The following is an 11,826-nucleotide window of genomic DNA, read 5'->3' as shown; positions in this document are numbered from 1 at the left end:
CCGGAATCCGGCGTCGGCGGCATGTCGATGCGGCCGAACCCGGTGAGGGTCACGCCCGAAGCGAGGGAGAGCGTGCGGGCGGTGCCGGTCTGATCCGGGTGCTCAGGGCAGGGGTTTGACCAGGAAGCGGCAGTGCTCGACCACCTCGTGGCGGACGCCGTGCCGGTCCAGGTGGTCGTAGCGGTTCAGGTAGGGGCAGTCGTGGTCCTGGTAGCCGAGGCGCAGGTAGAGACGGGCGGCGGCGTGGTTGCCGTCCTCGACGCCCAGGCCGATCGCGGCGTGGCCGCGTTGCCGGGCCCGTTGCTCGGCGGCGCGGATCAGGGTCGTTCCGATGCCCCGGGAGCGGAGCTCGGGGGGCCAGACGGCGAGGGCGTTGATCTCGGGGCAGCCGGGGTGGCGCGCGCGGACCTCGGGGGCGTCGCAGCCGTTCCAGCGGATCTCGCCGTGCCCGACCGGAACGCCGTCCAGCCAGGCCACCAGGTAGGTGCTCAGGCCCCGGCGCTGCCGTTCATGACGCCGGGCGTGGAAGGCGCTGCGGCCCGGCGACGGCATATGCCGTTCGAGCAGGTCCACGTCCTCCTCACGGCATTCGGCGATCCGCACCTCGGCCATGCCGAAGATCTTCGCACACGGTGGAGACGGGGGCCGCCGGGTCACTGGGCGGGGACGGCCATGTGCATGGTGAAGACCCCGTCGTGCTCCTCGACCGGGGTGCCGAACTCGGCGGAGGCGACGGACAGGCGGTCGCGGATCCAGGCCCGTTCGTTCTCCGAGGCGATCCGGGTGCGGCAGTAGTCGAGGGCCAGGGGAACGGCGGTGACCTCGCGGGGGCCGCGCTCGTCCAGGTCGACCAGCCACAGCAGGCTCAGGTCGTTGCGCAGGTCGGCGTCCACGGCGTAGTCGTCGATGAAGTCCCCCATGTCGTACAGGATCGGGCCGGACACGCCGTGGAAGACGTGCGCGGAGTGACCGGCGATCAGGGTGGCCCCGGACTCCAGCAGTTCGACGGCGGCGCGGCGGACGTACGGCAGGGGCTCGGCGATCATGTTGGGCCCCCAGTGCGGGGTGACCAGCACGACGTCGGCCCGGGCGCGCAGCGCCGCGATGCCGCCCTTCACCCAGGCGGGCACCCCCGAGGACAGGTCGGCGTAGGCCACGCCGGGCCGGTCGGGTCCGGCGGCGAACTCGACCGGATGGTCGGTCAGCCCGAGCACCCCGACCCTGATCCCGTGGGCCTCCAGGACCGTGCCGGCCCGGGCGCGCCGCTCGTCCAGGCCCGCCCCGACCACCGCGATCCCGGCGTTCTCCAGGTGCTCGAGGGTGTCGGCGAACGCGTCGTACCCGTAGTCCAGGGCGTGGTTGTTGGCCAGGTTGACGCAGTCGACCCCCAGCAGGGCCAGCGCGTCCGCGGCCTTCGGCGGGGCGCGGAAGTGGAACATCTTGCCCGGCGAGGTCCACTTGCGGCCGCGCGTCGAGATGCAGCACTCCAGGTTGAGGACGGCCAGGTCGGCGGCGGCGAACCGGTCCCGCACCGCCGCGGCGAACAGGTCGTGCGGGGAGACCACCGCCAACCGCTCCGCCACATCGCGTCCCAGCATGGTGTCGCCGGCCAGCGCCAGCGTGATGGACATGCGTCCTCACCTCGGATCGACGGGATACGGGCCGTCCATTCGACCCGTTTTGTCCCGTCCTACCCGTTTTTTCGCAGGTCAGCGCACCCGGTGGCGGAACGGCCCGCAAACCGTGCGCCATGGCACGGGCGGGCTCCGCGTAAGGCGGCCGGAGACGGCAATAAGCCCGCTGGAGGGATCTGCCATGGATCGGATGAACGCGCTGGACGCGGGCTTCTGGTACGCCGAGAGCGACCGGGAGCCCCTGCACATCGCCTCGATCACGGTGATGGAGGGGCCGCCGCCCGGCCCCGAGGAGATGACCCGGGTCATCGCCGCCAAGCTGCCGCGGGTGCCGCGCGCCCGGCAGCGGGTGCGGACCGTCCCGCTGCACCTGGGAACGCCGGTCTGGGTGGACGACCCCCGTTTCTCGTTCGACCGCCACCTGCGCCGCACCGCCGTGCCCGCGCCGGGCGGCATGCGGGAACTGCAGGACCTGGTCGGGCGGATCATGAGCCGGCGGCTGGATCCGGCCCGGCCGCTGTGGGAGATGTGGGTGGCCGAAGGGCTGGCCGGCGGCCGGTGGGCGCTGATCGTCAAGGTCCACCACTGCGTCGTCGACGGCGTCGGCGGCAGCGACCTGCTGACCGCGCTGTTCGACCCGGAGCCCGATCCCGAACGGGACCCGGACCCGGTGCCCCCGCCCGCCGACCCCGGCCCGTCCCGCCTGGCGCTGGCCCTCAACGGGCTGGGCCAGACCGTGGGCCGCCCGGTGGGGGCGCTGGCCCGGCGGCTGGCGCGGCCGCCGCGCGCGGAGGGGCTGCGGGAGGCCCGTGAGTTCGCCGGGGGCCTGCCGCACACCGTCGAGCACATCACCCGGCAGTCCGTGCCGTCCCTGCGCGGTCCCGCCGGCCCGGACCGCCGGTGGATCACGGCGGAGGCCGACCTGAACGACGCCAAGGCCGTCCGCCGCGAGCTGGGCGGCACCGTCAACGACGTCATCCTGGCCGCCGTCACCCAGGGCTTCCGGGAACTCCTCACGGCGCGCGGCGAGCTCAACGACCGCACCCGCGTCCGCTGCCTGGTGCCCGTCTCGGTCCGCGGCGGCGGAGCCCCGCTGGGCAACCGGGTCTCCGGCGTGGTCGTGGAGCTCCCCTGCGGCGAGTCCAACCCCCGTCTGCGGCTGGCCGCCCTGCGCGCCCAGATGAACGAGCTCAAGGACACCCACCAGGCCGCCGGGGCCGACGCCCTCGTACGCCTCGCCGGGACCGCCCCCACCCTGCTGGCCCCGGCCTCCCGGGCGGTGATGGCGGTGGCGCGCAGCGTGTTCCAGACGGCGGTCACGAACGTCCCCGGCCCCCAGGACCCCCTGTACGTGGCGGGCCGCAAGGTCCTGGCCCTGTACCCGTACGTCCCCGTCGCCGCGGGCGCGGGCATCACGGCGGCGATCTTCTCCTATGTGGGCCGCCTCTACTTCGGCATCACCGGCGACCTCGACACCACCCCCGACCTGGACATCCTGGCCTCCGCCATCCCCGAGGCCCTCACCGACCTGCGCTCATCCAGTCCATACCGGGTCCGGTGACTCCCTGACCCCGCCGTCGGCCGAGAGAGCCTTTGAGCGGGTGCTGGCGGTCATCGATCCGGCGGGGGTCGCGGGTGATGTCCAGCCAGCACCGATCGCAGTTGCCGGGCACCTGGGCCTTTAACTCCCGCCAGGCCCGCCAGGCCTTGGCGTTCGCCGCACGGACGACCCAACCGGTGGGGCGGCGGATCTCCTCACCGCGGCCCGTCATGGCATGTCGTCGATGGGCCGGCCGCCGGTGCCGTCGAACGGGTCGGACAGCACACGGACGGTCTCCGGGTCACTCCACGCCAGAGCGGTGGACGTCCACGAACGGCGGGCGCGGGCATAGGGCAGCAGTTCACCGGTGTCGGCGCCGGCGAGGAGGTGGGCGAGGAGTTCGCGCACGCACTGCAGGCGTTCCTGCTCGGGCAGCCAGGTGAGCCAGGGCAGATCCTCGGCGAGCGCCTCCTCGGCGAGCGCCCGGTTCGCACGGGCGACGATGCTCATCGAGCGGGCCAGGGTCAGCAGGGCGCTGCGGGCCGCCTGGTAACGCTCGTCACGCACCAGCCAGACGTTCTCGGCGTCGCGGCGTTCCAGCAGCACGTCGGTGGCGTCCAGCTCGGCGAACACCTCATTGCGTTCGCGGGCGAGGGTGCTGAACGGGAATACCTTCATGGCAGCAGTACAACACTATTGATGCACTAGTGCAACACTTCATGTGAAGACCGGTCGCAACACCGTCTTGGCGATGGCGCACCAGGAGGACCCCGAGACCCTCCAGGCGATCACCGCCCACATCCGGTCGGCCGCCGACCACTACCCCACCCTCGCCGCGCACGGGCACATGGAGGCCACCGACTGGGACACCACCTTCGCCCTGGGCCTGGAGTACCTCCTCGACGGCATGGCCGCCCGCCTCCGCCCGTGACGGCGCAGGTCACCCGCCGAACCTCGCGCACTCGTCACTGTCGCCGCCGCTGCGGCACCCCACCACCCCGGTGGGCCTCTGCTCGGGCTCGGGACGCTCCCCGGTGTCATGGTCCACCTGGACCAGCGCACCGACGACGACCACCATGGCCGCGAACCCGGCCATGAGCCCCTGCCCCCATGCGGTCACCCTGGCGCCCGCCCGTGCGGCCCGCCGGGCCACGTACACCGCCAGAGCACCGACCACGGCGACCATCGCCAGGTGGCCCCAGACGGGTCCGTACCGGCCGGGCTCGGCGGGGTCGAAACTCCACCCGGAGACCACGTAGTGGCCCGCGATCATGATCAGGGCGACGACCTCGGCAACGGCCAGGCAGCAGGCCGCCCCGATGTCGGCCCCCAGGCCGATCCGGTCCTCGTCCACAGGGCTCATGCTCATACCGGCCAATATCAGCCCTGCCCGGAGCCGCCCGCATGAGCACCGCTACTCACCCGCACTGAGTACACGACATGTGCGGGCCCCTCCCGGGCCGGGGCACCAGCCGGGAGGGGGCTCGTTCGGGGGACCTGCTTCAGGATCGGGAAGCGGCGGACCAGGGGGGAGGCGCGCCCAGACCCGGCCGAGGCCGAGGGTGCGGGCCGAGCGGGCTGGACGGCCTGTCGCCGCGGTGACCGTTCAGTCCGGGAAGACCGGGCGCAGCACCGGCGGGGTGCCTCGGGGCTTCCATTCGCGGGGATAGCCGAGGGAGACCTCCACGAAGGGGACGCCGTCGCGTTCGATCGTCCGGGGGATGTGGAGGTGGCCGTAGACGACCACCTTGGCGTCATAGCGGACGTGCCAGTCGTCGGTGTGGACGGTGCCGCACCACTGGGCGAACTCGGGATACCACAGGACGCGGGTGGGGTCGCGGGTCAGGGGCCAGTGGTTGACCAGGACGGTCTGGACGCCGGCGGGGCGGTCCTCCAGGCGCTTGCGGGTCTCGGCGAGCCTGGCCTCGCACCATGCCTCGCGGCTCGGGTACGGGTCCGGGTGCAGGAACCTCTCGTCGGTGCAGACGATGCCCCTCTCGTAGGCGATCGCCAGGCCCTCCTCCTTGGTGGTCGCCCCCTCCGGCCGGAACGTGTAGTCGTACAGCAGGAACATCGGGGCGATCGTCACCGGCCCGCCCGGCCCCTCCCACACCTCGTACGGATCCTCCGGCGTGACGATGCCCATGCTGCGGCACATGTCCACCAGATGCCGGTAGCGCTCCACGCCCCGCGGCCCGTCCTCCTCACCGGGCGGCGTCCACAGCTCGTGGTTGCCCGGCACCCAGAACACCTTGGCGAACCGGCCCGCCAGCGTGCGCAGCGCCCACTCGATGTCGGCGATCCGCTCTCCCACGTCCCCGGCGACGATCAACCAGTCGTCCGCCGACCGCGGCCCGACCTCCTCCACCAGCGCCCGGTTCTCCGGATGCCCGACATGCAGATCACTGGTCGCCAGCAACTCGGCCATGTGCTCACCCCATCCGTACACGACGGCGCCCTCCCGCAGGCTAACCAGCGCCCCGGCCGCTCATAACCGGCAATCGTTGACAGCGGAACGGCGTGATCACCGAAGACGCCGGCGCGAAATGGCCACATTGGGACATCCCCTACGGCACCATCCCCGGATGGGATAGACGGTGTGTGTCGCCCGCACCCAGACGAGACCGGAAGCCATGACTCCCCCGAACCGCATCGACCAGTTGCTGAACGGCCCCCAGCCCGGGCCGTCGGTCCCCCCGGGAGGAGGCGGCGGCCCCTCGCCGTCGACCCCGACCATGCGCCCCGCGCTCCCCACATCGCCCTTCGGCAACAACGTGCCGGTGACCGCCGCGGGCGGCGGCGTGGAGTTCGACGCCGGGGCCATCGAGGCGTTCGGCCCGAAGCTGATCACCAAGGTGGGCACGGAGCTCACGGCGGCCCGCAAGCACATCAACGCCTCCCCGCGTCAGGTCGAGGCGAGCTGCTTCACCACGTTCTGCGCCGCGCTCGCCCACGCCTACGTGCAGGCCACCGAGTACGTGGACGTCGACCTGGTCACCAAGCAGCGGGTGCTCACCGACGTCGACGGCAAGCTCAAGGAGACCGCGAAGATCCTGCGCGAGGCCGAGCGGCGCAGCACCGTGAAGTAACCGAGGACCCGGAACGGAACGAGAGATCCCTTGTCCGAGAACGCCCTGCACCATCTGGAGATGGTCGCCAAGGTCGCCTACTACGAGGCGGCCGCGGCCGCCGTGATCATCCCCAACGCCTGGCCGATGGTGGCCATCATCTACTGCGCGCAGGCCAATCCGGGTCAGCTCTGGGACGCCGCCGAGGACTACTACCAGGTCAAACAGCGTCTGGTGGCGGCCGACAAGGAGATCACCGCACAGCTGCGGACGCTGTCCGAGCGCGACTGGTCGGGGAAGGACCGGGACGCCTTCGAGAAGGTCCTCAGCGACTACCAGAACCAGATCCGGGTCTCCTACTCCTTCGCGCTCGGCGTCCACCTGATCCTCAAGACCATGGCGCTGCTCATCGCGGCCTTCATCATCATGATGGCCGCGTTCGCCACCATCCTCGCGCTGCTCGCCGCGTTCATCATCATCCTGACGATCCTGGAACTCGCCACGCGGTTCATCCCGTATCCGCCCGTCAAGGCCTTCAACCTGAAGCTCAAGATCCTGCTGCGCACCACCAAGATCAAGGCCAAGATCGTCGCCGGGAAGCTGTACATGACGCTCAAGAAGGCCGAGCGCGCGCTGACGAAGACGGGCGACGGCGCCGCGGCGTTCCTGGCCGGGGGAATGGCCGTCGACGTGCTGGCGCAGATGCTCACCGGCAACACCCAGGCGTTCCCGGACTTCGCCGAGGCCACCGTCAAGAGCGCCGACGACGTGATCAAGGGCCGGATCGCGCTCCTCGAGCAGAAGCTCACCGCCCAGTTGATGGCCGGCAAGCACATCGGCGGCTTCGGGCTCGGCAAGTGGAAGCTGCCGACCGCCAACATCCCCAAGGACATCCGCCCCTACATCAGCCCGCTGCCCGGCATCAAGGGCGTCGGCGACGTCATGCAGGGCACCCCCACCTTCACCTCCCCGTGGACCAAGCCCACCGAGTACGGGGACGACTACGTCAAGCGCACCAACGCACTGCCGACGGAGCCGTCGTGACACCGGACGCGCAGCAGATCGTGCTGCATGACGACGGGACGAACGCACCGGTCATCGCGGCCGGAATGCTCCTGGCGGGAGCCGTCGCGCTCGGCGCGGGCCTGGTGCTCGGCGAGTGGTACGGCATCGTCCTGCTGGTGCTGGGCGCGCTCCTGCTCGTCGCCGGGCTGGTCGCCGTCGTGGGGCTGTGGCGGTACGGCGCCGGCTCGCTGCGGCTCACTCCCCAGGGGCTGGTCCACTCCCACGGGGACCGGCAGGAGATCCTTCCGCCGGAGGCGATCGAGGGGATCGGGCTGCTGCGGCAGGGCCGCGACATCGTCGAACTGTCGCTGTGGTACGACCCCGCCGGGCTCCCGGAGCTCCCCAGGGTCCTCAGCGGTCTCCGGCGCGAACCCGGCCGTCTTCACCTGGCCATGGTCGGGGAGGATTCCGGCTGCATGTCCCTCGACGAGGTCCAGCGGGTCCGTGCGTTCGTGCAGGCCCATCGGCTCGGCGAGTGGCGCAACCGCAGCCGCGGCTGAGCGGCGTCCTCAGCCGGAGAACTGCACTGCGCGGACCTCCTCGAGCCCGATGGCCAGCGCCACGAGCAGCACGGTCCACTCGTCGCCGAGCCCTGGCCGGACCTCGGCGAACCAGGCGCCGTCGCTCTGCCGGCGCGCCGTCCCGGCCTCGTCTCCCGAGGCCGTCGTCACCGCGACGGAATCGCCCAGGGAGCCGCATGCCGCCGTGCCGATCGCGGTGCCGTCCCGGACGATGTCGTACCTGGCGGCGCCCAGCGGATTCCACCGTCGGCGGCGTCTGACGTCGCCGATCCGGGCGCCCGCGGCGTCCTCCACCCACAGCGACTTCAGTTCCGGCCCGTCGGGCAGTTCCATCCGCCACAGCAGCGTCTCGTCGGGCGCGACGATCCGCAGGCCGTCCCGGGCGCTGGTGAGCAGCCGGCGGAGCGACGCCTCCGGGCGGCGGATCTCGGCCAGCCGGACGCCCTCGTCGTCGGTGATCGCCTTCTCGCCGACCACCAGCCGCGTGGTGCCGAACATGCCGACCTACTTTCCGAGGAACCTGTTCAGGGAGTCGAGGATCCGGCTGGTGTCCTGCAGGGTGCCGTTGAAGGCGGCCTGGAAGTCGTCGATCTGGGCCTGGATCGTCTCGGCGTCGTCCACCATGGCCTCCGGATCGCCGTCCGGCCCGAAGATCTCCGCGGCGATCATGTCGGCCTTGGCGGCCAGGTCGGCGCGGGCCCGCCCGATCGTCGCCGCGATCACGTCGGCCAGTTCGGTGGAGGCCATGCGCAGGGCGCGCGGATCGATCTCGAGTTTCGCCACTCCCTGCTCGTCGGTCCACTCCACCCGGATCCTGCCGTCCTCCGACTCCGCCCGGCCGACGAGGTCGTCCATCTCGTCGGCCGCCCGGCGGACCTTTTCGGCATAACGCTCGGAGGCCCGCAGTATCTCTTCGGGATCGAAATCGATCACGTCACCTCGCCCGATCGGCCGCGCCGCAAAGGCGTCATACAGCGAACAGCCCGGCCAGTGTAGCCAGACCGGACACATTCTCGTCCAGCGAACCGGAAAACGGGCATTCGACCTCGACGGCATTGGCCGGGCACATCGAACGGTACGGAGGAAACACCTGGCCCTCTTTCGGCGAGGCGCACCCCCGAGGGGCATCGAAAAGCATGCTCCGGGATGCCGGGACAAGCACGCCGCCTCCGTGCAGCGCCCTTTTCGGTGCCGCCCGCAGTGCACGCGCCAGCCGCGGCGATGCGGGGTTCGGAGCCGGTTGCGATCAGCCGCCGACCAGGGGGACGAGCTTGATGAAGGTGAGTTCGGGGTCGGTGGTGAGGTCGACTTCCTCGTCGAGGTCCTCCAGTTGGCGGTCGGCGGACAGGACGAAGAAGCCGTTGGACTCGAAGGCCCGCTCGGCCAGGTCGGCCTGCTTCTCCCAGTCGACGAACCGCCGGGTGCCCGGGCCGGTGTCCCGGGGCCGGACCAGGCCGGTGAAGGCGCGGGAGGGATCGGCGTTGTGACGGGCCACCTCCTCGCGGACGCGCAGGCGGATCAGCTCCCGGAGGGTCATGCGGCCGGGGAGACCGGCCACCTGGAAGGCGTCGGTGCGGCGGCCGGTCGCGGTCTCGTCGCGGAAGGTGACATCAGGCAACGGGGAGCCCCAGGGCGATCTGGCCGCGGATGGACTCGTCGGTGATCCCGGTGTCGGCGGCCAGCAGGAACGCCTTGCTGAGGATCAGGGACAGCCGGTCCTCCTGGAAGGGGAGGTGGACGGCGGGGCCGGAGCGGGCCGGGACGACGCACAGGTAGGCGCCGTCCGGGTCCATCAGGATGTTGGCCGAGCCCAGGTGGATCCGGTAGGTGCGCAGGTCGCCGCGGACCACCAGGAAGCGGTCGGTCAGCTCGCAGCGGTCGGCGATCCGGGTGCGCGGAAGGATCCGGGCCAGCGCCTCACGGCGGGCCTCGGCGGAGGGGGTGAGCTCGCCGAACGCGTTGCCGAGGCGGTACTCCCAGTACGGATCCTCGCGCCGCCGCGCCCAGTCCGGGTCGGCGGCCAGCGAGGTCACCCCGACGAAGAGATCGACGTCGCGCATGGCCTCGCTGAACACCAGCGGCGGCACCTCGGCCAGCGGCACGTTCCGCCATCCGGCGTCGGTGCGGCGGGCGAAGCGGACCCGGTCGGTGGAGGCGACGTCCTCGTCCACATGGATGTGCCGGAAGGCGGCCCGCCACTCCCCGGCCAGCACCCGCTCCGCCTCGTCCTCGGATCCGCCGTCCCACGGGCCGAGCAGGTCGCTCTTCCAGCCCCGGGCGCGCAGCAGCGCGAACATCCGCCGGTAGTGCACCAGGTGCGCGGCGAACCGTTCGGAGTGCGTCCCCGCCTCCTCCTCGGCCGGGGTGAGCCGGTAGACCTCGCGGAACGCCTGCTTGAACGGCTGCCGTACCCCCCGTTCGACGATCAGGTCACGCCACCGCGCGATCTCGCCGGCGCCGGAACGGATCGGATGCCACAGCCGGACCGCCGCGTCCTCGTCCGGCTCGGCCACCACGGCGCCCGACGAGTCGAGCAGGCCGTCATCGGAGGGCAGCACCGCGCGCCACAGCCCCGGCTCCACCTCGATCTCCCAGATCAGCCGCCGGACCGTGGTCCCGGCGAGGGGATGGCGGACCAGCCCGTCCCGCCACCGGCCGTACGGCTGGGCCGCCTCGACGGGGAAGCCGCCCTCCAGGGCCCGCACCAGCGTGGTCAGGTGGGCGCGGACCTGTTTGACCAGGTTCCGCAGCTCCTTGACGGTGTCGCCGTGCTCCCGCCGCACCGGGGCGGGCACCGAACGCCGCGGCCTGCCGTCCGGGCCGTGCCAGCCGAGCACCGCGTCCTCCTCGCCGACCGTGACGACCGCCGTGCAGTCGCCCACCGGCGTCCGCAGCGTCCCGTCCGCCGCGAACCCCAGATCGGGCATCCGCAACGCCACCTCGGTGCGTTCGGCCAGGGCGGCGTCCACCCGCTTGAGCATCCGGTCGAGCTGCTTGGGCACCCCCTTGTGCCGCACCGTCCGCCGCACCGCGCGCAGCGACGCCACCGCCTCGGGCGTCGGGAACGCCTCCACCGCCCGGGTGATCTCGAACAGCAGCGCCTGCGAGGGCAGGGTCCGCGCGTTCTGTTCCGGCGCGACCACCACGCCGCGCAGCAGCCGGTCCAGCAGGTCGGGCAGCCACGGCTCGTCCCGCCGCAGCGCCGTCCGCGCCGCCCGCCCCAGCGTCTCGACCTCGTCGGAGGTGAACGCCTTGTCGGCCCGGTACGGCACCTCGCCCGCCTGGACGGCGGCCACCCGCGCCTCCGCCGCCGCCAGGGCCCGCCGGGCGAACTCCGCGTACCCCGCGTCGGCCACCCGGTCCCATGCCTCGGGCGGCACCGGCATGGCGACGGAACGGTGCCGCCGGTACGCCCCGACCTCGGAGAACGCGGCCAGCTCTCGCACCTCCCACGGCAGCAGCAGATCCAGCTCGGCGCGCGCGATCTCCCCGTCGGCCGCGAAACCCGCCGCGACCTCGGCGTACGTCTCCGGCCCCGCCAGCCGGGCCACCGCCAGCAGCCGGTGCGTCCCCAGCTCCCTGCCCAGCTCGAGCATGGCCCGGACCAGGGTCGCCGCCCGTTCCGCCAGACCGTCCGGCCACGGCCCGGTGCACCGCAGCAGCGCCCCCACCCCTTCGTCCAGGTCCGCCCATCGCCGGCGCGGCAGCCCGTCCACGAGCGCGTCGAACATCTTCAGGCACGCCCCCGGCGTGAACCTCGGCTGCCGTTCGCCCGCCGCGCCCTCGACGATCCACCGCATGGAGAGGTTCGCCGCCGCGTAGGCGGCGGGCAGCAGCGCCCCCAGCTCCTCGTCGGTCAGCCGCGAGGCGTCCCGCAGCTCCGGCTCCGGGTAGGGCCCCTGCGCCCTGGCCAGCTCGGCGGCCATCCGCGCCGCCAGGGGCGACAGCGCGACATCGTCGGCGATGTACGACATGGGCCGATCATGGCAGGCCCCACC

The 11,826-nt window shown here is 72.3% G+C and carries 14 protein-coding genes; 5 read left to right on the top strand and 9 right to left on the bottom strand.

What is annotated here, in order from left to right; genetic code table 11:
* Positions 1-102 precede the first annotated feature (102 nt).
* Together HNR21_RS09000 and HNR21_RS08995 are read right to left on the bottom strand one after the other, a co-directional pair.
* The gene (locus HNR21_RS09000) at positions 103-612 is read right to left on the bottom strand and encodes a GNAT family N-acetyltransferase (protein ID WP_220500097.1); all 510 of its coding nucleotides are present in this window, start codon (positions 610-612) and stop codon (positions 103-105) included.
* A 41-nt stretch (positions 613-653) separates the two neighbouring features.
* On the bottom strand, positions 654-1,631 hold the full coding sequence (locus HNR21_RS08995) for a CapA family protein (protein WP_182704834.1): 978 nt from the start codon (positions 1,629-1,631) through the stop codon (positions 654-656).
* A gap of 184 nt (positions 1,632-1,815) precedes the next feature.
* Here HNR21_RS08995 and HNR21_RS08990 point away from each other — a divergent pair, with 184 nt between their 5' ends.
* Complete coding sequence (locus HNR21_RS08990) at positions 1,816-3,195, top strand: wax ester/triacylglycerol synthase family O-acyltransferase (RefSeq protein ID WP_182704833.1); 1,380 nt, start codon at positions 1,816-1,818, stop codon at positions 3,193-3,195.
* A gap of 207 nt (positions 3,196-3,402) precedes the next feature.
* Here the strand turns inward: HNR21_RS08990 and HNR21_RS08985 are convergent, their stop codons facing one another.
* Positions 3,403-3,852: a hypothetical protein gene (locus tag HNR21_RS08985; protein WP_182704832.1), complete on the bottom strand. Its 450-nt coding sequence runs from the start codon at positions 3,850-3,852 to the stop codon at positions 3,403-3,405.
* A gap of 73 nt (positions 3,853-3,925) precedes the next feature.
* On the opposite strand from HNR21_RS08985, the gene HNR21_RS08980 reads away from it, so the two are divergent.
* Complete coding sequence (locus HNR21_RS08980; RefSeq protein WP_182704831.1) at positions 3,926-4,105, top strand: TetR/AcrR family transcriptional regulator C-terminal domain-containing protein; 180 nt, start codon at positions 3,926-3,928, stop codon at positions 4,103-4,105.
* A 9-nt stretch (positions 4,106-4,114) separates the two neighbouring features.
* Here HNR21_RS08980 and HNR21_RS08975 read toward each other — a convergent pair whose 3' ends face one another.
* On the bottom strand, positions 4,115-4,543 hold the full coding sequence (locus HNR21_RS08975; protein WP_182704830.1) for a DUF6234 family protein: 429 nt from the start codon (positions 4,541-4,543) through the stop codon (positions 4,115-4,117).
* 237 nt (positions 4,544-4,780) lie between these two features.
* On the bottom strand, positions 4,781-5,602 hold the full coding sequence (locus tag HNR21_RS08970) for a metallophosphoesterase family protein (protein ID WP_182704829.1): 822 nt from the start codon (positions 5,600-5,602) through the stop codon (positions 4,781-4,783).
* A gap of 205 nt (positions 5,603-5,807) precedes the next feature.
* Between HNR21_RS08970 and HNR21_RS08965 the strand changes: the two genes are divergently transcribed.
* From HNR21_RS08965 to HNR21_RS08955, 3 genes are read left to right on the top strand one after another with little or no spacing between them, the layout of a single operon-like run.
* A complete protein-coding gene (locus tag HNR21_RS08965) occupies positions 5,808-6,263 on the top strand; it encodes a hypothetical protein (protein ID WP_182704828.1) in 456 nt (151 codons plus the stop codon).
* Between the two features lie 30 nt (positions 6,264-6,293).
* On the top strand, positions 6,294-7,286 hold the full coding sequence (locus HNR21_RS08960; protein ID WP_182704827.1) for a hypothetical protein: 993 nt from the start codon (positions 6,294-6,296) through the stop codon (positions 7,284-7,286).
* Positions 7,283-7,807 carry a hypothetical protein gene (locus tag HNR21_RS08955; protein ID WP_182704826.1) on the top strand — a complete coding sequence of 175 codons (525 nt, stop codon included), beginning with the start codon at positions 7,283-7,285 and terminating at the stop codon, positions 7,805-7,807. Before HNR21_RS08960 ends, HNR21_RS08955 begins: the two co-directional genes overlap by 4 nt.
* A 9-nt stretch (positions 7,808-7,816) precedes the next feature.
* Here HNR21_RS08955 and HNR21_RS08950 read toward each other — a convergent pair whose 3' ends face one another.
* The 4 genes from HNR21_RS08950 to HNR21_RS08935 form a co-directional block, all read right to left on the bottom strand.
* Positions 7,817-8,326: a hypothetical protein gene (locus HNR21_RS08950; protein WP_182704825.1), complete on the bottom strand. Its 510-nt coding sequence runs from the start codon at positions 8,324-8,326 to the stop codon at positions 7,817-7,819.
* Between the two features lie 6 nt (positions 8,327-8,332).
* Positions 8,333-8,761: a YbaB/EbfC family nucleoid-associated protein gene (locus HNR21_RS08945; protein ID WP_182704824.1), complete on the bottom strand. Its 429-nt coding sequence runs from the start codon at positions 8,759-8,761 to the stop codon at positions 8,333-8,335.
* Positions 8,762-9,074: 313 nt separating this feature from the next.
* Positions 9,075-9,446 carry a hypothetical protein gene (locus tag HNR21_RS08940; RefSeq protein WP_182704823.1) on the bottom strand — a complete coding sequence of 124 codons (372 nt, stop codon included), beginning with the start codon at positions 9,444-9,446 and terminating at the stop codon, positions 9,075-9,077.
* Positions 9,439-11,802 carry a DUF4132 domain-containing protein gene (locus tag HNR21_RS08935; RefSeq protein ID WP_182704822.1) on the bottom strand — a complete coding sequence of 788 codons (2,364 nt, stop codon included), beginning with the start codon at positions 11,800-11,802 and terminating at the stop codon, positions 9,439-9,441. The genes HNR21_RS08940 and HNR21_RS08935 overlap by 8 nt, the downstream gene beginning before the upstream one ends.
* Positions 11,803-11,826 lie beyond the last annotated feature (24 nt).

The organism is Thermomonospora cellulosilytica (assembly GCF_014138835.1).
GTDB classification, from domain to species: Bacteria; Actinomycetota; Actinomycetes; order Streptosporangiales; family Streptosporangiaceae; genus Thermomonospora; species Thermomonospora amylolytica.
The sequence above is the reverse complement of the archived record's forward strand: the minus strand, read 5'-3'. Positions and strand labels throughout refer to the sequence as shown.